Annotated in this window: 18 protein-coding genes, 1 tRNA gene and 2 rRNA genes (1 of these 21 running past the window's edge); 12 read left to right on the top strand and 9 right to left on the bottom strand. The window is 59.0% G+C overall.

Features of this window, described 5'->3' with window-relative positions; translation table 11 throughout:
- From ASC96_RS26610 to ASC96_RS26595, 3 genes are all read left to right on the top strand, one after another.
- Nucleotides 1-2,658, top strand: a 23S ribosomal RNA gene (locus ASC96_RS26610) (it extends 139 nt beyond the left edge of the window).
- Between the two features lie 239 nt (nt 2,659-2,897).
- Nucleotides 2,898-3,012 (top strand): 5S ribosomal RNA (gene rrf / locus ASC96_RS26600).
- 311 nt (nt 3,013-3,323) lie between these two features.
- Nucleotides 3,324-3,400, top strand: a tRNA-Met gene (locus ASC96_RS26595).
- Nucleotides 3,401-3,443: 43 nt separating this feature from the next.
- On the opposite strand, the gene ASC96_RS33600 is transcribed toward ASC96_RS26595, so the two are convergent.
- The 8 genes from ASC96_RS33600 to ASC96_RS26560 all read right to left on the bottom strand — a co-directional run.
- Nucleotides 3,444-3,632, bottom strand: a 189-nt coding sequence (locus ASC96_RS33600) for a hypothetical protein (protein ID WP_210171876.1), incomplete at its 3' end; no start/stop codon positions are given.
- 20 nt (nt 3,633-3,652) lie between these two features.
- Complete coding sequence (locus tag ASC96_RS26590; protein WP_060506041.1) at nt 3,653-4,009, bottom strand: cytochrome C oxidase subunit IV family protein; 357 nt, start codon at nt 4,007-4,009, stop codon at nt 3,653-3,655.
- 11 nt (nt 4,010-4,020) lie between these two features.
- Nucleotides 4,021-4,740: a heme-copper oxidase subunit III family protein gene (locus ASC96_RS26585; RefSeq protein WP_060506040.1), complete on the bottom strand. Its 720-nt coding sequence runs from the start codon at nt 4,738-4,740 to the stop codon at nt 4,021-4,023.
- Nucleotides 4,741-4,751: 11 nt separating this feature from the next.
- Nucleotides 4,752-5,459 carry a cytochrome c oxidase subunit 3 gene (locus ASC96_RS26580; protein ID WP_060506039.1) on the bottom strand — a complete coding sequence of 236 codons (708 nt, stop codon included), beginning with the start codon at nt 5,457-5,459 and terminating at the stop codon, nt 4,752-4,754.
- On the bottom strand, nt 5,456-7,234 hold the full coding sequence (locus ASC96_RS26575; RefSeq protein ID WP_060506038.1) for a cytochrome c oxidase subunit I: 1,779 nt from the start codon (nt 7,232-7,234) through the stop codon (nt 5,456-5,458). Before ASC96_RS26575 ends, ASC96_RS26580 begins: the two co-directional genes overlap by 4 nt.
- Nucleotides 7,235-7,274: 40 nt before the next feature.
- Nucleotides 7,275-8,090 carry a cytochrome c oxidase subunit II gene (locus ASC96_RS26570; protein WP_060506037.1) on the bottom strand — a complete coding sequence of 272 codons (816 nt, stop codon included), beginning with the start codon at nt 8,088-8,090 and terminating at the stop codon, nt 7,275-7,277.
- Nucleotides 8,091-8,225: 135 nt separating this feature from the next.
- Nucleotides 8,226-8,615, bottom strand: coding sequence for a cytochrome c family protein (locus ASC96_RS26565; protein ID WP_060506036.1), 390 nt, complete (start codon nt 8,613-8,615; stop codon nt 8,226-8,228).
- Nucleotides 8,616-8,769: 154 nt separating this feature from the next.
- Nucleotides 8,770-9,834 (bottom strand): LacI family DNA-binding transcriptional regulator, encoded by a 1,065-nt coding sequence (locus tag ASC96_RS26560; RefSeq protein WP_060506035.1) that lies wholly within the window; start codon nt 9,832-9,834, stop codon nt 8,770-8,772.
- A 243-nt stretch (nt 9,835-10,077) separates the two neighbouring features.
- Between ASC96_RS26560 and ASC96_RS26555 the strand changes: the two genes are divergently transcribed.
- The 7 genes from ASC96_RS26555 (at nt 10,078) to ASC96_RS26525 (ending at nt 17,761) form a co-directional block, all read left to right on the top strand.
- Entirely contained in the window at nt 10,078-11,055 is a 978-nt protein-coding gene (locus ASC96_RS26555) for an autoinducer 2 ABC transporter substrate-binding protein (protein ID WP_060506034.1), read from the top strand.
- Between the two features lie 100 nt (nt 11,056-11,155).
- Complete coding sequence (locus ASC96_RS26550; RefSeq protein ID WP_060506033.1) at nt 11,156-12,670, top strand: sugar ABC transporter ATP-binding protein; 1,515 nt, start codon at nt 11,156-11,158, stop codon at nt 12,668-12,670.
- On the top strand, nt 12,663-13,664 hold the full coding sequence (locus ASC96_RS26545; protein WP_060506032.1) for an ABC transporter permease: 1,002 nt from the start codon (nt 12,663-12,665) through the stop codon (nt 13,662-13,664). Before ASC96_RS26550 ends, ASC96_RS26545 begins: the two co-directional genes overlap by 8 nt.
- On the top strand, nt 13,661-14,656 hold the full coding sequence (locus tag ASC96_RS26540) for an ABC transporter permease (RefSeq protein WP_060506031.1): 996 nt from the start codon (nt 13,661-13,663) through the stop codon (nt 14,654-14,656). The genes ASC96_RS26545 and ASC96_RS26540 overlap by 4 nt, the downstream gene beginning before the upstream one ends.
- Nucleotides 14,657-14,660: 4 nt before the next feature.
- The gene (locus ASC96_RS26535) at nt 14,661-15,509 is read left to right on the top strand and encodes a sugar phosphate isomerase/epimerase family protein (protein WP_060506030.1); all 849 of its coding nucleotides are present in this window, start codon (nt 14,661-14,663) and stop codon (nt 15,507-15,509) included.
- Between the two features lie 69 nt (nt 15,510-15,578).
- A complete protein-coding gene (locus ASC96_RS26530; protein WP_060506099.1) occupies nt 15,579-17,060 on the top strand; it encodes an FGGY family carbohydrate kinase in 1,482 nt (493 codons plus the stop codon).
- Nucleotides 17,057-17,761, top strand: a complete 705-nt coding sequence (locus ASC96_RS26525; protein WP_060506029.1) for a class II aldolase/adducin family protein — start codon at nt 17,057-17,059, stop codon at nt 17,759-17,761. The genes ASC96_RS26530 and ASC96_RS26525 overlap by 4 nt, the downstream gene beginning before the upstream one ends.
- A 38-nt stretch (nt 17,762-17,799) precedes the next feature.
- Here ASC96_RS26525 and ASC96_RS26520 read toward each other — a convergent pair whose 3' ends face one another.
- On the bottom strand, nt 17,800-18,363 hold the full coding sequence (locus ASC96_RS26520) for a dual specificity protein phosphatase family protein (RefSeq protein ID WP_060506028.1): 564 nt from the start codon (nt 18,361-18,363) through the stop codon (nt 17,800-17,802).
- Between the two features lie 315 nt (nt 18,364-18,678).
- Between ASC96_RS26520 and ASC96_RS26515 the strand changes: the two genes are divergently transcribed.
- Complete coding sequence (locus ASC96_RS26515) at nt 18,679-19,707, top strand: substrate-binding domain-containing protein (protein ID WP_060506027.1); 1,029 nt, start codon at nt 18,679-18,681, stop codon at nt 19,705-19,707.
- Between the two features lie 70 nt (nt 19,708-19,777).
- Nucleotides 19,778-21,316, top strand: coding sequence for a sugar ABC transporter ATP-binding protein (locus tag ASC96_RS26510; protein WP_060506026.1), 1,539 nt, complete (start codon nt 19,778-19,780; stop codon nt 21,314-21,316).
- Nucleotides 21,317-21,341 lie beyond the last annotated feature (25 nt).

Genomic DNA, 21,341 nt, shown 5'->3' with positions numbered 1-21,341 from the left:
GCTTAGAAAATCCAAACTGTCCCTCGGGGCGGCTTGGGTTTCTAAGCATTGTGATAAGGTATCTACACCTGAATACATAGGGTGTAAGAAGCGAACCCAGGGAACTGAAACATCTAAGTACCTGGAGGAAAGGACATCAACCGAGACTCCGCAAGTAGTGGCGAGCGAACGCGGACCAGGCCAGTGGCCTTGGGGAATAAAGTGGAACGGAATGGAAAGTCCGGCCGTAGCGGGTGATAGCCCCGTACATGTAGAACACCCAAGGTCCTTGAGTAAGGCGGGACACGTGAAATCCTGTTTGAAATTAGGGGGACCACCCTCTAAGCCTAAGTACTCGTGCATGACCGATAGCGAACAAGTACCGTGAGGGAAAGGTGAAAAGCACCCCGACAAGGGGAGTGAAATAGAACCTGAAACCGGTTGCCTACAAACAGTCGGAGCCCGCAAGGGTGACGGCGTACCTTTTGTATAATGGGTCAACGACTTAGTGTGACGAGCAAGCTTAAGCCGATAGGTGAAGGCGCAGCGAAAGCGAGTCTGAACAGGGCGTTCAGTTCGTCGCATTAGACCCGAAACCGAGTGATCTAGCCATGAGCAGGTTGAAGGTTGGGTAACACCAACTGGAGGACCGAACCCGCATCTGTTGCAATAGATTGGGATGACTTGTGGCTAGGGGTGAAAGGCCAATCAAACTCGGAAATAGCTGGTTCTCCGCGAAAACTATTTAGGTAGTGCGTCGACCGAATACCCTCGGGGGTAGAGCACTGGATGGGCTATGGGGACTCACCGTCTTACTGATCCTAACCAAACTCCGAATACCGAGGAGTACTAGTCGGCAGACACACGGCGGGTGCTAACGTCCGTCGTGAAAAGGGCAACAACCCTGACCTCCAGCTAAGGTCCCCAAGTCATGGCTAAGTGGGAAAGGATGTGAGGATCCCAAAACAACCAGGATGTTGGCTTAGAAGCAGCCATCATTTAAAGAAAGCGTAACAGCTCACTGGTCTAAATAAGGGTCTTTGCGCCGAAAATGTAACGGGGCTAAAGCCATGCACCGAAGCTGAGGATACGCAGTAATGCGTGTGGTAGCGGAGCGTTCCGTAAGCCTGTGAAGGGATACCTGTGAGGGGTCCTGGAGGTATCGGAAGTGCGAATGTTGACATGAGTAACGATAAAGGGAGTGAGAGACTCCCTCGCCGAAAGACCAAGGGTTCCTGCTTAAAGTTAATCTGAGCAGGGTTAGCCGGCCCCTAAGATGAGGCAGAAATGCGTAGTCGATGGGAACCACGTTAATATTCGTGGGCCTGGTGGTAGTGACGGATTGCGTAACTTGTTCAGACTTATTGGATTGTCTGGGCGGGGAAGCGGTTCCAGGAAATAGCTCCACCGTATAGACCGTACCCGAAACCGACACAGGTGGTCAGGTAGAGTATACCAAGGCGCTTGAGAGAACTATGCTGAAGGAACTCGGCAAATTGCACGCGTAACTTCGGAAGAAGCGTGACCTCTTCGTACGCAAGTATGGAGGGGTGGCACAGACCAGGGGGTAGCGACTGTTTATCAAAAACACAGGGCTCTGCGAAGTTGCAAAACGACGTATAGGGCCTGACGCCTGCCCGGTGCTGGAAGGTTAAAGGGAGAGGTGCAAGCTTTGAACTGAAGCCCCAGTAAACGGCGGCCGTAACTATAACGGTCCTAAGGTAGCGAAATTCCTTGTCGGGTAAGTTCCGACCTGCACGAATGGCGTAACGACTTCCCCGCTGTCTCCAGCATAGACTCAGTGAAATTGAATTCCCCGTGAAGATGCGGGGTTCCTGCGGTCAGACGGAAAGACCCCGTGCACCTTTACTATAGCTTTACACTGGCATTCGTGTCGGCATGTGTAGGATAGGTGGTAGGCTTTGAAGCAGGGACGCCAGTTCTTGTGGAGCCATCCTTGAAATACCACCCTTATCGTCATGGATGTCTAACCGCGGTCCGTTATCCGGATCCGGGACAGTGTATGGTGGGTAGTTTGACTGGGGCGGTCGCCTCCGAAAGAGTAACGGAGGCGCGCGATGGTGGGCTCAGAACGGTCGGAAATCGTTCGTCGAGTGCAATGGCATAAGCCCGCCTGACTGCGAGACTGACAAGTCGAGCAGAGACGAAAGTCGGTCATAGTGATCCGGTGGTCCCGTGTGGAAGGGCCATCGCTCAACGGATAAAAGGTACGCCGGGGATAACAGGCTGATGACCCCCAAGAGTCCATATCGACGGGGTTGTTTGGCACCTCGATGTCGGCTCATCGCATCCTGGGGCTGGAGCAGGTCCCAAGGGTTTGGCTGTTCGCCAATTAAAGCGGTACGTGAGCTGGGTTCAGAACGTCGTGAGACAGTTCGGTCCCTATCTGCCGTGGGTGTAGGAATATTGACAGGATCTGTCCCTAGTACGAGAGGACCGGGATGGACATATCTCTGGTGGACCTGTTGTGGCGCCAGCCGCATAGCAGGGTAGCTATATATGGAATGGATAACCGCTGAAGGCATCTAAGCGGGAAACCAACCTGAAAACGAGTATTCCCTTGAGAACCGTGGAAGACTACCACGTTGATAGGCCGGGTGTGGAAGTGCAGCAATGCATGAAGCTTACCGGTACTAATCGTTCGATTGGCTTGATTGTTCTCATTGCTCATGTTCATTGAAATGAACAGAGCCATCTGTTTTGTCTTCATGCTGTCGCCGCTCAGGCGGCTGCGCTGCAGACGGCGCGCCAAACGATTGGCGACGCGCTCTGCGCTTGCGGTCTTCGACCGAAAGCCAGGCAACAAGACGTGTTCAAAATATAAGAAAGAGGGTCTCCCTCGCCAGCTTCTCATTTGGTTTGTCACCGTCGCCGGTGACATTCTTGCCCTTAGTTGACCTGGTGGTTATTGCGGGGTGGCTGCACCCGTTCCCATTCCGAACACGGCCGTGAAACGCCCCTGCGCCAATGGTACTCCGTCTTAAGACGCGGGAGAGTAGGTCGCTGCCAGGTCTATTAATGGCAAGAAAATACCAAACACACTATCTTCTCTTCTACCTCCGGCCCAGCCGAACAACAGGCCGCCCTCAAGCGGCCTTTTTGCTTCGGTAAAATGCCGGGGAACCTGAATTCCAGGGGCGGCGGAAACAGTTTCTACCTCCCTCACAGGAGACAAATTGCCTCTGGCAATTTGCTCAGAATGAATACCGGAACGGGCATACGGCCCAATCCGTAAGCGACAAACCTTCGGTTTGCGCTGTCGACGAAAACCGCAAAGGCGGTTTCCTCGTCGCGATCTTCGGCTTCGCCGAAGACGCTGATAACGCGGGGTGGAGCAGCCCGGTAGCTCGTCAGGCTCATAACCTGAAGGCCGCAGGTTCAAATCCTGCCCCCGCAACCAAACAAAAAACAAAAGCCCGTGATCAGAAATGACACGGGCTTTNTAGCTCGTCAGGCTCATAACCTGAAGGCCGCAGGTTCAAATCCTGCCCCCGCAACCAAACAAAAAACAAAAGCCCGTGATCAGAAATGACACGGGCTTTTTGCCGTTCATAGGCAAAGCAGAAGCAGGAATGACAAGCCAACGGGCGATCAGCGCCGGTATGAGACGCGCCGACATCAGCCCGGCTCATAAGTTCTTTGCGAGATAGGGCTACGATGCTGCCCCGAAGAAGGCGAGGCGGGTGAAGATCGTATAGTGCGATTCCGATACCATCAGCGCGACGAAAATCAGCACGAGTAGGGGGGGCAGCAGGATGGCGTAGACGAGTGCCAGCCGTTCCCAGGCCATGTGCATGAAGACGGCGACGATCAGGCCAGCCTTCAACATCATGAACAGCAGGATCAGCGACCACCGCAGATAACCCTGGATGCCGAGATAATCGACCATGTAGGAAAAGGCGCTGAGCACGAAGAGCAGGCCCCAGACGACAAGATAGAGCCGGATCGGATGATGCTGTCCGCTTTGAGCTTGAGCCTGTGCGTGCATGTGCGCCGTTGTTTCACTCATGACCTTCTTCCTCACCACAGATAGAAAAATGCAAAGATGAAGACCCAGACCAGGTCGACGAAGTGCCAGTAGAGGCCCATGATCTCGACGGCCTCGTAGCGGCCCTTGCGGCTGGTGAAAAAGCCGCGCCGTTCGGTGTCGAAGTCACCGCGCCAGACCTTGCGGGCGACGATGAGGAGGAAAATGACGCCGATCGTGACATGCGTGCCGTGAAAGCCGGTGATCATGAAAAAGGCCGAGCCGAATTGTGCCGCGCCGAATGGGTTTTCCCATGGGCGCACGCCTTCCGATATCAGCTTCGTCCATTCGAAAGCCTGCATGCCGACGAAGGTTGCGCCGAGCAGGGCGGTTGCGAGCATCAAGACTGCCGTCTTGCCGCGTTCGCGACGATAGCCGAAATTGACCGCCATCGCCATGGTGCCGCTGCTTGAGATCAGCACGAAGGTCATGATCGCGATCAGGATCAGCGGAACGTCCTGCCCGCCGATATGCAGCGCGAAGACCTCGCTCGGATTGGGCCAGGCGACGGGCGTCGACATGCGGGCGGTCATATAGGCCAGGAGGAAGCAGCCAAAGACGAAGGTATCGCTGAGAAGAAAGATCCACATCATCGCCTTGCCCCAGGAGGCTGTTTTGAAGGCGCGCTGGTCCGAACCGAAATCGGTGGCGATGCCCCGCAGGCCTGCCGGTTGGAGGCCGGGATCGCTGTGTGTCTGGGCGGACTGTGTCATCTGAAAATCCCCTAGCTGAGCAGTTGGCGGCAGAGATCGACGAAATCGTTCGCCCAGCCGGCAAAGAGCGCGAAGAGGACGAGCCAGACGGCAAGCATGAAATGCGAATAGGTGGCGCAAAGATCGACGCTGAGGCGTAGTTGGGTAGGCGGAACATTGGCCGCGAATGCCCGGACGGTGGTGCGGCCGGTCACGGCAAGACCACCGAGAATATGCAGGCCGTGCAGGCCGGTCAGCAGATAGAAGAAACTGTTGGCGGGGTTGTCGGCCAGCACATAGCCGGCCGCGGTCAGTTCCCGCCAGGCCTCGATCTGTCCTGCGAGAAAGAGCGCGGCAAGGAGGAGGCCGGTGGTAAGTGCAGGTTTCAGTGTCTCCATGCGGCCGTGGCGGGCCTCGGTTTTTGCCCATTGCAGCGCGGCGCTGCTGGCGGCGAGCAGGCCGGTGTTCACCCAGAGCAGCCCAGGCACCGGCATTCCCCACCAGTCAGAGGAGGCCATGCGCATGAAATAGGCGCTGATGAACAGGCTGAAGAGGGCGCCGACGACGCCGAGGAAGACATAAAGGCCGATTTTTATTGTCGGAGCAGCCGGATCGTTCATGCTGGTTGCCGTTTGCACCGGGCTCGCTTCGAGCCAGGGTTTTGACGTCAGCCGCTGTCCCGCCATCCACCAGGCGATGATGGCGCCGATGACGGCAAGGAAAAGCAGCGTGACGTTCATCTCATGACCTCCCGCGTTAGGCCGCCGGTTGCTGGTTGGGTCTGCGGAATGAAATCCTCGGGCGCTCCCGGCACGCTGTAGTCATAGGCCCAGCGGTAGACGACCGGCAGGTCCTTGCCCCAGTTGCCATGGGCGGGTGGCGTTTGCGGCGTCTGCCATTCGAGTGTCGTGGCGCGCCACGGATTGCCGCCGGCCTCCTTGCCGCGGAAAAGGCTCCAGATCAGGTTGAACAGGAAGACCACCTGTGCTGCTCCAACGATGAGGGCCATGATGGTGATGAAGATGTTCAGCGTGTGGGCCGAAGGCGGAACGAAGCTGGTCTCGCCGATCTCGTAGTAGCGGCGCGGCACGCCGAGCAGGCCGAGATAGTGCATCGGAAAGAAGATCGCATAGGCACCGAGAAAGGTGATCCAATAGTGGATATGGCCGAGCGCGGTGTTGAGCAGGCGCCCGGTCACTTTTGGGTACCAGTGATAGATCGCCCCGAAGATGACGAGGATCGGCGCCACGCCCATCACCATGTGGAAATGGGCAACGACGAACATCGTGTCGGACAGCGGAACATCGACGACGACATTGCCGAGAAACAGGCCGGTCAGTCCGCCATTGACGAAGGTGACGATGAAGGCCAGCGCAAAGAGCATGGGCAGCGTCAGGTGAATATCGCCGCGCCACAAAGTCAGCACCCAGTTGTAAACCTTGATCGCGGTCGGGACGGCGATGATCAGCGTCGTGGTGGCGAAGAAGAAACCGAAGGCGGGGTTCATGCCGCTGACATACATGTGGTGCGCCCAGACGACGAAGCTCAAGGCTGCGATGATGACGATCGCCCAGACCATCATCCGGTAACCGAAGATGTTCTTGCGCGCATGCGTGCTGATGAGGTCCGAGACGATCCCGAAGGCAGGCAGCGCCACGATATAGACCTCCGGATGCCCGAAGAACCAGAACAGGTGCTGGAACAGGATCGGGCTGCCGCCGCCATGCTGCAACTGCGTCCCCATTTCAACGATGGCGGGCATGAAGAAGCTGGTGCCAAGCAGGCGGTCGAACAGCATCATGACGCAGGCGACAAACAGGGCCGGGAAGGCCAGAAGCGCCATCACCGTTGCGGTAAAAATGCCCCAGACGGTCAAGGGCATGCGCATCAGCGTCATGCCGCGCGCACGGCCTTGCAGAACGGTGACGACATAGTTCAGCCCACCCATGGTAAAGCCGATGACGAAGACAATCAGTGAGGACAGCATCAGGAGGATGCCCCAGTCCTGGCCGCCGGGTGTGCCGGATAGAACGGATTGCGGCGGATAAAGCGTCCATCCGGCCCCTGTCGGCCCGCCGGGGGCGAAAAACCCAGCAACCAGGATAAGGACCGCGAGCAGATATATCCAATAGCTCAGCATGTTCGCATAGGGGAACACCATGTCGCGCGCGCCGACCATCAGGGGGATGAGGTAATTGCCGAAACCGCCGAGAAACAGCGCGGTCAGCAGATAGACCACCATGATCATGCCGTGCATGGTGATGAACTGGTAATAGTGATCGGCGTCGATGAAGGCAAAGTATCCGGGAAAGGCAAGCTGCAGCCGCATCAGCCAGGAAAGCACAAGTGCCACAAGACCGATCGAGATGGCCGTGATCGCGTATTGCACGGCGATGATCTTGGCATCCTGGCTGAAGACATACTTCGTCCACCAGCTTTTCGGATGGTAAAGCTCCATGTCTTCGACTTCGGCGGCCGGGACCGCGTCTGCGCTGCCGGCTGGAATCTCGACCATGATCTTTGCTTCCTTTCGCTCCGATGCCTTCCTGCCGTGTTCAGTTTGCTGGCTGCGGCTCTGCCGATGCCAGGAGCTGGGTGAATGTCTGTTGCTGCGCCAGCCATGCCTGATAAGCCTCCGCTTCCTCGACCACGACAGTCCCGCGCATTTGCGGATGGCCGACGCCGCAAAGTTCGGCGCAGAGAATATCGAAGGTGCCGGTTCGTGTCGGCGTGAACCAGAAATAGGTTATCATGCCGGGGATCATGTCCATCTTGGCGCGGAATTCCGGTACGTAGAAATCGTGCAGGACGTCGATGGAGCGCAACAGGATGTGGACCGGCTTGCCGACCGGCAGATGCAGCTCGCCACCCTCGATGATGACGTCGTCAAGGCCGGCCGTATCGTTCTTGTTCACGCCAAGCGGATTTTCCGGGGTGATGTCACGCGTCTCCGACCGGCCGAGCTTTCCGTCTGCGCCCGGCAGCCGAAAACTCCATAACCACTGCTGGCTGACAACCTCCACCGGTGCGGCATCGTTGGGCACGGTGATGAACTGGTTCCAGACGAAAAGGCCTGGCACAAGCATGGCGGCGACACCGACGGCTGTTCCCGATGCCAGCAGCAACTCCAGCTTCCGGTTTTCCGGCTCGTACGCCGCCCGGTTGCCCGGCTTGTGCCGGAAACGCCAGACACAATAGGCTATGAAGGAGACGACCGCGACGAAGACGACACCGGTAATCCAGAAAGTGGCGATGAGTGTGTTGTCGATATAGGTCCAGTTGGACGCGATCGGTGTCCACCACCAAGGGCTTAGCAGGTGGAACAGCACGGAGCCCACCACCAGCAAGGCGAGGATCAACACGACAGCCATTTCCGACCCTCCCTGAGCCGACCCGGCCGTGAACCGAAAGCCGCATCGACAGAATATCGGTTTAGTGTCCTGCAAGTGAGAAACGCAGCAATTAAAGCAGTTTGTGGATGGGCTACATGCCCGTCACGCAACCTGTCACTTGGAATATTGCTTCAGATAGGCGATGAGATTGCTTATATCCTGATCGTCCTTCAGGCCGGCGAAGGCCATCTTGGTGCCTTTCACCTTTACTTTCGGATTGTGCAGATAGTCCCGCAACGTCGTCTCGTCCCAGACGAGGCCACCGTCTCCGGCCGCCTTCATCCCAGCCGAATAGGCGAAATCCGGATGTGTTCCGGCTTTTCTGCCGAATAGCCCGTTCAGCGACGGGCCGACCTTGTTCTTGTCGGTATCAACGATATGACAGATCGCGCATTTCTTGAAAACGGTGGCGCCTACCGTTGCATCGCCCTCTTCGGACCGGGCATCAAACGAAGAAAGAGCGATGATGGATGCGCTGATCAGCAGAATATCACGATAATCCATGGCAAACCTCATCCTCCTCAAGGATGCCTAGCCACTTGCACCATCCGCAACAATTCCCGTGCGCATAGTGTTCGCTATCCCCGAAAGCTTAATCCTTCGCGGTAGCAAGTCAATCGGTTCCACAATTTTGCGGCGGGATCGAAAGAGGGGGGGCTCAGGCATCGATGTCGCGGATGGAATCGAGTGGGCCTTTGAGCGCGGTGCGCGGATGGACCAGCTCCGGCTGGATCAGGTGGATCTTCACGGCGGGGCGGGTTTCTTCGATCAGTTCGAAGGCCTTGGCCAGCATGCTTTCCGTGTCCTGCCGGATCATGATCACCGGGAAGGGCAGGAAGGAGCCGAAGGGATCATAGTCGTAGCAACCGACCACGATATCGGCGAAAGTCTCGTGCGGGTGCTGCGCCATGAAGCGGAGCAGGCCTTCGAAGTTGATCGACGAATTGATGAACAGTCCGCGCGGTAGCTTTCCCTCACGCTCGTAAAATGCCTCGAAGGCTTTCTGCGTCATGCCCGGCGAATAGCCGGTCGGCTGGATGCAGTCGTCGCTGTCGTGGCCAAGCAGTTCGGTCTTGATGTCGCGAAAGCCCTTTATGCGCTCGCGGCTGGCATGGTCGTTGCGGCCGCCGAACAGGAACAGTTCCTGCGGCCTCAGGGGCGCTTCGGCATCGTCGAACCGCTTGATGATCGCCTGTGTCAGGAGCCGCGCGCCCTGATAATTGTCGCTGATGACGGACGGCGCCTTTGTGCCGGGAAGATCGATATTGATATGGCGGATGCCTGCGGCTTCGCACAGGCCATGGACGCTGTCGGGATCAGTGGCACCGGCAATGAACAGTTCGTCGATCGAATAGGAGATCAGCGTTTCGACGGTCGCCAATTCTTCCTGCGGATCGCGTGACGCGCTGACAACCACCGGGCATTTGCCGTGGCTGCGCACCTGCGCCTCAAACGTCTGGGCCATGGAGGAAAAATAGCGGTTGTCGTGGACGGGCAGAAGCAAGCCGACAAGGCCGGAGCGGGAATTGCGCAGGCCGCGCGCCTGGAGATTGGCGGTATACTGGTGCTGCTCGGCAAGGCTTTGAATGAGTTCGGCCGTGCTTTCCTTGATCCGGCGCTTGCGCCAGGTGCCGTTGAGCACCGCGCTGACGGTGGACGCTGAACAGCCGGACAGGACCGATAGATCGTAGATCGTCGCCTTCTTTTTTCCCTGCGGTTTCATCGATTCCTCCCTTCATTTGCTTAGTGCCAATTTCCTCTTGACGAAAGTTTAAATCCAAAACATATTATTTGCACCATCGATTGTGCAAAAAAGAAATATCGATTGTGCACCATGGTCCGCTTGAGGAGGCGGTGAAGTGGAGGATGCGATTTCCCGCGTCAATCCGAACTGAACTGACAGGGAGCGCCAGCCGGGCGCCCCGGGCCTGTTTCCGTGCGCGGAAACGTTTGGAGGAGGAAGAGCATGAAAAAGTTTATGATTGCGGCGCTCGCTGCATCGCTGTCGCTTGGCGTTTCGTTTGCGGCGATGGCCGCCGACAAGGTTGGCGTCGTCGTCAAGATTGGCGGTATTCCGTGGTTCAACGCGATGGATGCCGGGATCAAGGAGCAGGGCGCCAAGCTCGGTCTCGATGCTTTCATGGTTGGCCCGACCAGCGCTGACCCGGCGCTGCAGGTGCGCGCCATCGAGGATCTGATCGCGCAGGGCGTCAAGGTGATCGGTGTGGTCCCCAACGATGCCAAGGTGCTTGAGCCGGTGCTTGCCAAAGCGAAGCAAGCCGGCATCTTCGTTATCACTCATGAATCGCCGAGCCAGAAGGGGGCCGACTGGAATTTCGAGCTGGCCTCGTCGACCGGTTTTGGTGAAGCGCATGCCAAACTCCTGGCTGAAAAGATGGGCGGCAAGGGGGAATATGCCGTGTTCGTCGGCTCGCTGACTGTTCCCCTGCACAATGCCTGGGCGGATGCGGCCGTCGCTTATCTCAAGTCCAACTACCCGGACATGAAACTGGTCGGCGAACGTTATGGCGTGGCCGAGGATGTCGACAAGAGCCGTTCGACGGCGCTTGATCTGATCTCCGCTCACCCGGACCTGAAGGGCTTCCTTGCCTTCGGCAGCCAGGGGCCGATCGGCGCCGGACGTGCCGTTGAGGAACGCCGCAAGACCGGTGAAATCTTCGTGCTCGGACCATTCTCGCCCGGCCAGGGCCAGAAGCTGATCAAGTCCGGTGCGATCTCCGGTGGCTTCATGTGGAATCCGAAACAGGCCGGCGAAGTCTTCGTCACCATGGCCGCCCGCCTGATCAAGGGCGAAAGCGTCAAGGATGGTGACGATATTCCGGGTCTCGGCGTCATCAAGCCTGCTGGTAACGACATCATCGTCGATCAGCTTTTGCCGATCAACAAGGATACCGTGGACGAGCTTGCAGGCATGGGCCTGTAACGCGCTTCCCGAATGGGTTCTCCCGGGCTGCTGGGCTGGCTTCGGCCGGCTTGGCGGCGCCCGGAAGTTCTAAAAAATCAGCATTTCACAGGTTGAACCGATGACTGGACGCGAGAGCGCTAAGAGTGGCCAAAAGCCGCTTCTGTCCCTGCGCAACATCAACATGACGTTCGGTGGCGTCAGGGCCTTGAAGGATGTCAGTTTCGACGTCCTGCCGGGCGAGGTGCATTGCCTGGCGGGTGAAAACGGCTCGGGCAAGAGCACGCTGATCAAGATCATCACCGGCGTCTACCGGCCGCAGGATGGCGCGGTGATCGAGTTCGACGGGCAGACCTATTCGCATATGTCGCCGGTGACGGCGCAGAATTCCGGCATTCAGGTGATCTGGCAGGATCTGGCGCTGTTTCCGGAAATGACGGTGGCCGAGAATATTGCGTTCCAGACGCTGCTCGGCCGCTGGCCGCGTTTCGTCAATTATAACGCCATGCGCGAGAAGGCGGTCAAAGCCCTGGCGCGGCTGGACGTGACGCTCGATGTCGACCGGCCGCTGAAGGACTATGCCATCGCCCAGCGCCAGATCGTGGCGATTGCCCGGGCGCTGGTCGGCGAAGCGAAGCTCGTCTTCATGGACGAGCCGACCGCATCGCTGACGCAATCGGAAACCGACCATCTTCTCGATATTGTCCGCACGCTGTCTGCCTCCGGTGTTGCCGTTGTTTTCGTCAGCCACCGGCTGGCCGAGGTGCTGGAGATTTCCAGCCGACTGACGGTGTTGCGCGATGGTGCGCTGGTTGGCGCCTATTCGACCGAGGGCATGACCCAGTCGCGCATTACCGAACTGATGACCGGCAAGACCTTCGACCAGACGGTTCGCGCCCGCAATGTCAATGCCAATCCGGTGGTGCTGGAGGTGGAAGCTCTTTCGCGGCCCGGACAGTTCGAGGATATCTCGTTTGCCGTGCGGCGGGGCGAAACCCTTGGCATTACAGGATTGCTGGGGGCAGGGCGCACTGAACTGGCACTCTCGCTGTTCGGCATGCTGAAGCCGCGTTCCGGCACCGTCAAACTCGAAGGCAAGCCGGTTCATTTCTCTTCCAATCGTGACGCCATCGCGGCAGGGATCGCCTATCTCTCTGAAGACCGGCTGTCGCTCGGGCTGATCCAGCCACAATCGATCGCCGACAATCTGGTGATTTCCTCGCTCGACAAGATCATCTCGGGCGGACTGTTGTCCGACAGCCGCAAGCGCGATCTCGTCGCTCAATGGATCGCTGATCTCGGCGTCAAGATCGGGCTGCAAACCGATGCGATCTCGACATTGTCTGGCGGCAACCAGCAGCGCATTGCGATTGCCAAATGGCTGGCGACCGATCCGAAGCTGCTCATCCTCGATGCCCCGACCGTCGGCGTCGATGTCGGCGCACGCGCAGGCATCTTCGATATCGTCGCGAAGCTGGCGGAGACGGGCCTCGCGATCATCCTGATTTCCGACGAGGTGCCGGAAGTCTATTTCAACGCGGACCGCGTGCTGCATATGGCCAAGGGGCGTGTCGTCGACCAGTTCCTGCCAGCGGCCTGCTCGCTCGCCGAGATCGAGGCAGCCGTCTATGCGTAAGGCTGTTCAATCCCATGCGACGGAATTTGCGCTGATCGCCGTCATCGCTGTCATCAGCCTGTTCCTGTCCTTTGCAACCGACCGGTTCTTCTCGCTCGGCAATGCGTTCGATCTGCTCAACACCAGTTCCGTCAATATCATCTTTGCCGTCGGCCTGCTGGTGGTTCTGATTGCGGGTGGCATCGATATCTCGTTCGCGGTTGCTGCTTCCGTCGTTCAGTATGTCGCTGCACTGATGCTCGGCTGGATGGGCGGTGGCGGGTGGATCAGCGGATTGTTGATCGCCGGGGCGCTCGGCGTCTTGCTCGGTGCGGTCAATGCTTTCCTGATCCATAAATTCCGGATCATTTCGATCGTCGCGACCATCGCCACCTTCAACATCTATTTTGGCCTGCTGATGTTCTTCACCCGCGGGGTGTCGATCTACAATCTGCCGGACTGGTTGACGTCGCGGGTCATCCTGTTCGAACACGAAATGGCTGACGGCAGCTGGATCGAGATCACGCTTCCGGTGCTGGTCATGCTGATCTGCGTGGTGGCGACCTGGGTATTCATCACCCGTACCACGACCGGGCGGCAGCTCTATGCTTTCGGTGACAATCCGGAGGGCGCGCGCCGGTTCGGCATCAATATCGGCGCGATGCAGTTCATCGCTTTCGGCTGGCTTGGCCTGATGGCCGGGATCGGCGGCCTGATCCAGGCGCATTATGCACAGGAAGTGGTGCCGAATGCACTGTATGGCCGAGAACTGGACGTACTGGCCGCCGTTGTTCTCGGTGGTGCGCGGCTCGGCGGCGGCAAGGGCTCGGTGCTTGGCTGCGTGCTCGGCGTTCTTCTGATCTCGATTACCCAGAACGGGCTCAATCTGGCAGGTGTTTCGCCCTACGCTTTCAAGATGATCGTCGGCGCCATCATTCTCGTCGCCATTACCCTGTCCAATACCAGCATCGAAAAGCTCTTGCCGTTCATGCGCCATGAGGAGGGCCGCAAATGACCGCAATCCTCAATCGCATCAAGGTGGCACTCGGGCCGGATATGGCCGGGCCGGGATTTGCGCTCATTGCCGTACTGGTGATCTTCAGCCTGGCCTCGCCGCAATTCTTCAGCTGGGCGACCTTCGGCTCGGTGGCTTTCCAGCTGCCGGAACTCGGGCTTCTGACCCTGGCGATGCTTTTGCCGGTGCTGACAGGCGGCCTCAACCTTGCCATCACCTTTACCGCCAATATTGCCGGGCTGACGGTTGCCTGGGTGCTGCAGCAAAATGGCGGTGCTGATGCCGGACCGTTTGCCTTTTTCCTCGGCTCCGTCCTGGGGATTGGCGTCGGAGCTTTGAGTGGCGTGGTGATGGGGTTGGTGATTGCCTATACCCGCGCCCACCCGATCCTTGTGTCCCTGTCGATGATGATCTTCCTGCGCGGGCTTGGCGAGTTCCTGACGCGTGGCGGCGATGTCTCAGGTTTTCCAGCCTTCCTGCAGCCGCTCGGCCATGGCAGCATTCTCGGCTTTCCGGTGCCGCTGCTCGTCTTCATCGGCTGTGTCCTGATCTGGCATCTGCTTTTGACCCGCATGAAGCTCGGCTTCAACACCTACATGATCGGCTCGAATATCGAGGCGGCGCGGTATTCCGGCGTCAATACCCGCAAGGTGCTGGTGCTGGTCTATACGCTGTCGGGGGCGATGTGCGCGATTGCCGGCATCATCATGCTCGCCCGGTTCAACTCGGTGCGTGTCGGCCACGGCGAGTCCTACCTGCTGATCACCGTGCTTGCCTGCTTCCTCGGTGGGGTCAATCCGTTCGGCGGCTTTGGCCGTGTCATTCCGGTGGCCGTGGCGTTGGTGGTGCTGCAGCTCCTGTCTTCGGGCCTCAACATCCTCGGCGCCAATCAACATCTGGCGACGGCCGTCTGGGGCATCCTGCTCATCACCGTGATGATCCTGCGCTTTGCCGCAGGCCACTTCCAATCTCTCAAGCGTAAAAAAGGATAGAACCATGGAAGGTTTTGGCGTTCATACCAGTATGTGGACCATGAAATGGGACCATGCGGGAGCGGAAAAGGCGATTGCCGCCGCGGTCAAATACGAGATGGATTTCATCGAAATCGCGCTTCTCGATGCGCCTGCGGTCGATGCTGGACATAGCCGCAAGCTGCTCGAAAAACACAAGCTGCGTTCGGTTTGCTCGCTCGGGCTGCCGGAACATGCCTGGGCCTCGGTGCATCCGGAAAAGGCCGTCGAGCACCTGAAGGTCGCCATCGACAAGACGGCGGATATGGGGGCGGAAGCTCTGTCCGGGGTCATCTTCGGCGGTATCGGCGAGCGCACCGGCGTTCCGCCGACCGAAAAGGAATATGACAATATCGCCCGCGCCCTACAGGCGGCAGCCAAGCACGCCAAGACGCGCGGCATCGAACTGGGCGTCGAGGCGGTCAACCGCTACGAAAACCACCTGATCAATACCGGCTGGCAGGCGGTCGATATGATCGAGAGGGTCGGTGCCGACAATGTCTTCGTGCATCTCGATACCTATCACATGAACATCGAGGAAAAGGGCGCTGCCAACGGCATTCTCGATGCGCGCGAGCACCTGAAATATATCCATCTCTCGGAAAGCGATCGCGGTACGCCCGGTTACGGCAACGTGCCGTGGGACGAGATCTATGCAGCGCTCGCTGCCATTGGCTTCAAGGGCGGCCTTGCCATGGAAAGCTTCATCAACATGCCGCCGCAGGTGGCCTATGGGCTTGCCGTCTGGCGGCCGGTGGCCAAGGACAAGGCTGAAGTGATGGGCAACGGCCTGCCGTTCCTGCGCAACAAGGCGCGGCAATACGGTTTGATCTGACAACAGGACCGGGTTGTTCCCGCACGGGCGGGAACAGCCGCTAACTGACAGACAATGCGGGATGCGGACATGGCGGACGGGCGGTGGAGCGAAGGAAGGGGGGACGGGCAGGAAGCAACTGTCGCGGTCCTCGATGTCGGCAAGACCAATGTGAAGCTTAACGCGGTCACAGCATCCGGCACCATTCTCGAAACGCTGTCGGTTGCCAATCCGGTGACTGAAGACGGGCCGTGGCGGCATCACGATCTGGATACGCTGAGCGATTGGGTGTTCGGCACGCTTGCCGGTCTTGCAAAGCGCCATCCCCTATCGACCTTCGTTTCCTCCGGCCATGGCTCCGGCGGCGTTCTCGTTGGACCGGATCCCGATGCCGGCGACGGTACCGCCTTGCCGATGATCGATTACGAACAGGCTCTGCCGGACGATATCCGCCGGCGTTATGCCGCCTTGTCCGGCTCGTTCTTCGACCGGGGCAGCGCCATGATGCATGGCGCCACCCATCATGCCCGCCAGATGTTCTGGATGCAGCAGGCCGATCCTGCAGGTTTTTCCCGGGCAAAGTGGTTTCTGGGCGTGCCGCAATACTGGGCCTGGCGATTGTCGGGTGTGGCGGTGTCAGAAGCCACAGTTCTCGGTGCGCAATCGCATCTCTGGAATGTGGCAGAGCAGCACTGGTCGCCTATCGTTGCATCGCAGGGCTGGCAAAACCTGCTGCCGCCTTTCGCCAGGGGGTGGGAGGCGCTCGGGACGATCCGTTCGGTTGTCGCGAAGCGATACGATCTGCCACCGGACATCCGGGTTCTCGCCGGCATTCATGACAGCAGCGCCAACTTCTATCGCTATCAGGCGGCAGGGTTCGATGATGCGACGGTGGTTTCAACCGGGACGTGGATCGTTGCGCTGAGCGGCAAGACGCCGCTTGACCGACTGGACGAACATCGCGGCATGACTTGCAACAGCGATGTCGATGGCAACCCGGTCGGCGGGGCGCTGACCATGGGCGGGCGCGAGTTCACCCATGTTGCCGGGCGTGACGATAACCGCCTGAATGCCGAAGCGGCTGCCGTCAGCCGGATGATCGGGCAGGGCACGATGGCGCTGCCATCTTTTGGCGATGACGATGGGCTGTTTCCCGGCAGCGCGGGCAAGGGGCATATTGCCGGGCCGCCTCCGGCCGATGCGGCGGAACGCAAGGCATTGGCGGTGCTCTATACGGCGCTTCTGACGGTCGAATGCCTGGATGCGCTGAGAAGCAGTGGCCGGGTGATCCTCGACGGAAGCTTTCTGCGCGATCCTCTGTATGCGGCGCTGGTTGCGGCGTTGCGGCCGCAGGGTGACACGGTTTCCAGCCTCGATACCTATGGCGTTGCCTCGGGCACGGCGCTGCTCGCCAGCCACGGAACCCGGTCCGCCCGGGCGGCGATCGCGCTCGAAAAACCACCGGTCTTCAACCATCCATCCGCCGATCTGGCGGCCTATGCCCGCCGTTGGCAGGCCACGGCCAGACAGGCCACAAATTTCAACGTGCTTTACGAAAGGTCCTCCCTATGAGCACTCAACACACCGATATTGCCGCGCTGCGCCGCGACATGGTCGACACCTGCCGCAAGATGAACGCCAGCGGCATCAATCAGGGAACGGCGGGGAACCTCTCCGTGCGCACGGCCACCGGTTTCCTCGTCACGCCATCCTCACTTGCCTACGACACGATGACGCCGGGCGATCTGGTGGAGATGGATTTCGACGGCACCTATACCGGCCGCCGGCCGTCTTCGGAATGGCGCTTCCACCGCGACATTCTGAAGAACCGGCCGGATATCAATGTCGTGCTACACTGCCATTCGATCTACGCCACGACGCTTGCCTGCCATCACAAGACCATTCCGAGCTTTCATTACATGACCGGTGTCGCCGGTGGTACGACGGTACGCTGCGCGGAATATGCCACATTCGGCACGCAGGCTCTTTCGGATCATGCACTGGTGGCGCTGAAGGACCGGCTCGCCTGCCTGCTCGGCCAGCATGGCCAGATTTCGCTTGGCAAGACGCTGGAAGGCGCGCTCTGGCTGGCGATCGAAATCGAAACCTTGTCGCGCATGTATGTGCAGGCGTTGACGCTCGGCGAGCCGCCGGTGTTGCCGGACGATGAGATGGCGCGAGTGATCGAGCAGATGCGCAAGATGAGTTACGGCCATGCGCCGGATGCGGAAGGGGTAAACGATATCGCCCGGCCGAAGAGCCTGGTGTCCTGAGCCGCCGGGTGACGTCTGTAACTGGCCGGTGCCGCTGATCAGCCGGAAAGACCGTAGACCTTTTCGAGCATTTCCCAGTTCTCGTCCATCGCATAGGTGGGCGAGAGGAAAGGGATGCTGAAATGGCCAAAGCGGATCGACAGTTGCCGCTCAGCTATGTCTTCATCGACGCCGGCAATGCGGTTGAGATAAAGGACGGAGGCAAGGCCGGTCCGGTCGGCGCCGGATTTGCAGTGGATGAGAATGGGCGTGGGCGCGTCGCGCAAGACTGTGACGAGCTTGTGGGCTTCTTCCACGCTCAATTCTCGGGTCGCAATCATCTTGAAGTCGATATGTTTGATGCCGAGGGCCTGGGCTGCTGCAACTTCGTTTTTATACCATGCGGCGTCTTCGCTGCTTCCGCGCAGGTTGACGATGGTTTTGATACCGTAGCGCTCAGCATAATCGGCCACTTGCAGGGCCGTTGGCTGGTTTGAACGATAAAGCGCGCCGGGGACAACCTCGGAAAAATTGCCGGTGGCCTGAATGGTGAAGAGATAGGTTCCAAGCCCCACAGCGGCGGCGCAACCTGCCAGCCCGGCCAGCTTCAAAAATCTGTACATCGTTCCACCAACGGCTGTTTCGATCAGCCACCTCTGACGTTTTGGGCTGACAGCAGCCTGAACGCCGTGTGATGATGGATGAGATGCCGGGACGGGAGTGGTCTTGCTGGGGGCGTTGACAGTAAAAGGCGGAGCTTCGTTATCCGAATATGTGAAATATATTTCAAAGTATGAATTATATTGACAGCGCTTCGCCGTTGCGATTATCTGCCCATACCGGACTTCGAGGAGGAACTCCGGTCTTCATTGGATCATCGGGCCGCCTTTCAGGCGCCGCCGGGTATTTGGGAGGGGCTTCGGCCTCAAGGAGGAATCTTGCGCAAATTTCTAAGCACGACCGCATTGGCGGTCCTTGCATCCACGCTGTTCGCCGGCGCTGCCAGCGCTGAAACGGAAAATCCGTTCCGCTGCAAGCCGGGCGAAAAGTATGTCATGAACGTCATGGTCTCGGGCGTCGAATACTGGTTCCCGGTCTATGAAATGTTCAAGCAGGCGGGCCAGCAGTTCGGTTGTGAAACCGCCTATACCGGCACGCCGGAATATGACGTCAACAAGCAGATTGCCACATTCGACCAGGCGCTGGCCCAGAACCCGGCCGGTATCCTCGTTCACCCGATGAACTCCGACCCGTTCATCGAGCCGATCAACCGCGCGATCGACCAGGGCACGGCTGTCGTGACCTTCGCCGCCGATGCGCCGCTTTCCAAGCGCATCTCGTTCATCACCTCGGACAACACCCGCGAAGGCACCTATGCCGCCGACGCGATTGCCGAAAAGATGGGCGGCAAGGGCGAATATGCGGTTCTGGAAAATCCAGGCCAGGACAACCACGACAAGCGTATCGCCGCCTTCATCGCCCGGATGGGAGAAAAATATCCGGACATGAAGCTGGTCGGCCGTGCGGCTTCCAACCAGGATCCGACCAAGGCCTATCAGGCGCTGTCGAGCCTCATCCAGGCCAATCCGAACCTTGGTGCCGTGTTCATGCCGGAAGCCAACTCGGCGATCGGCGCGTCGCAGGCCAGCAAGGAAAACGGCGGCAAGATCCTCGTCATGTGCGCCGACGTCAACGCCAACATTCTCGACATGATCAAGGCGGGCGAAGTGTTCGGCTCGATCAACCCGAACCAGGGCATGCAGGGTTACATGGGCTTCATGCTTCTGTGGCTCGCCAAGCATCCGGAACTCATCGACCCGATGAACGACGCCAAGCGCGCCGGCTTCAACCCGATGAGCATTCCCTTCGTCGATAACGGCCTGTCGATCGTGACTGCCGACAATGCCGACGACTTCTACTGGGACAAGTACCTGAAGCGGCGTGGTACGAAGGGCATCGAGGAGTAAGCCTTTTCGTGCCGGCTGCCCGGGGCATGATGCTCCGGGCAGCCACCGCAAGCGTATCAGGGAGAATGTCATGGCGCCGGTGCCGGTCTTGGAAATTCGCAATGTCAGCAAGCACTTCGGTGCCGTGAAGGCGTTGACGGATGTGAGCTTCAGCCTGGAGAAGGGCGAGGTTCATGCGCTGTGTGGCGAAAACGGCGCGGGAAAATCGACGCTGATGAACATCATCGCCGGTGTATTGCAGCCGACCGAGGGCGCAGTTCTCGTCGATGGTGTGCCGGTGAAGGTGACGTCGCCGTCGGTGGCGCAATCGCTCGGGCTTGGCCTCGTGCATCAGGAAATTGCGCTCTGCCCCGATGCGACGGTGGCGGAAAACATGTTCATGGCAGCTACCAACCGGCGTCGCTCGCCTTTCATGAATTATGGCAGGCTGGAGCGCGAGGCTCAGGCCGTGATGAACCAGCTGACACCGATCGACGTGCGCCAGAAGGTGGCCGAGTTGCCAATTTCCAGCCAGCAGCTGGTCGAGATCGCCAAGGCGCTGACGCTCGATTGCCGGGTGCTGATCTTCGACGAGCCGACGGCCGCATTGACGGAATCCGAAACCCAGGTGTTGTTCGGGATCATCCGTGATCTGAAGGCACAGGGTATTTCAATCATCTATATCAGCCATCGCATGGCCGAAATTTTCAGCCTTTGCGACCGGGTCACGGTCTTCCGCGACGGACGTTATGTTTCGACGGAGAAGGTCGCGGATCTGACGCCGGACGATATCGTCCGCCGCATGGTTGGCCGCGAGATCACGCAGCTCTATCCGGAAAAGCAGACTGCGAGCGAGCGGACGAACGAAACCATTTTGAGCCTCGGCAAGCTGGGCGATGGCAGTCGCTTTCACGATGTCAGCTTCGACTTGCGCAAGGGCGAAATTCTCGGGATCGGCGGTCTGATCGGATCGGGCCGCACCGAGATTGCGGAAGGCATCTGCGGCTTGCGGCCGGTGACAGAGGGCGACGTGACGCTGCATGGGCAGCGGCTGAACGCCCGGTCCTATGCTCAGGCCGTCAAGGCTGGTGTCGTCTATCTCTCGGAAGATCGCAAGGGCTCTGGCGTTTTTCTCGATCTGTCCATCGCCCAGAATATTGCCGTTCTCGACCTGAAGTCGCTGACGGGACCATTGGGGCTTCTGAATTCGAAGACGGAGGCGGAGCGCGCCCGTGATCTGACCAGGAGGCTCGGCGTGCGCATGGGCGGTATCGAAATGCCGGTCTCGTCGCTGTCGGGCGGCAATCAGCAGAAGGTGGCGATTGCCAAGCAGCTGGCGGTCAATCCCAAGGTCATCCTGATGGACGAGCCGACGCGCGGCATCGATGTCGGCGCCAAATCGGAAATCCACCGGCTGCTGCGCGATCTCGCCCGCTCCGGTATCGGCATCGTCGTCATTTCGTCGGAACTGCCGGAGCTCCTTGGCCTTTGCGACCGGGTTCTGGTGATCCGCGAAGGCACGGTCGCCGGTGAGGTCGAGGGCGAGGCGATGACGGAGGAGGCAATCATGCGGCTCGCATCGGGGGTCGGCGATCACAACACTTCAAAGGCATCAGAGCATGCCGCATAAAGAACAAGCAGGGGCAGGAGACAAG

This window comes from Rhizobium sp. Root1204, from assembly GCF_001424965.1.
In the GTDB taxonomy this organism is placed as follows: domain Bacteria; phylum Pseudomonadota; class Alphaproteobacteria; order Rhizobiales; family Rhizobiaceae; genus Pararhizobium.
Note: the sequence above shows the minus strand (reverse complement) of the source record. Positions and strands in the feature narration are given on the sequence as shown.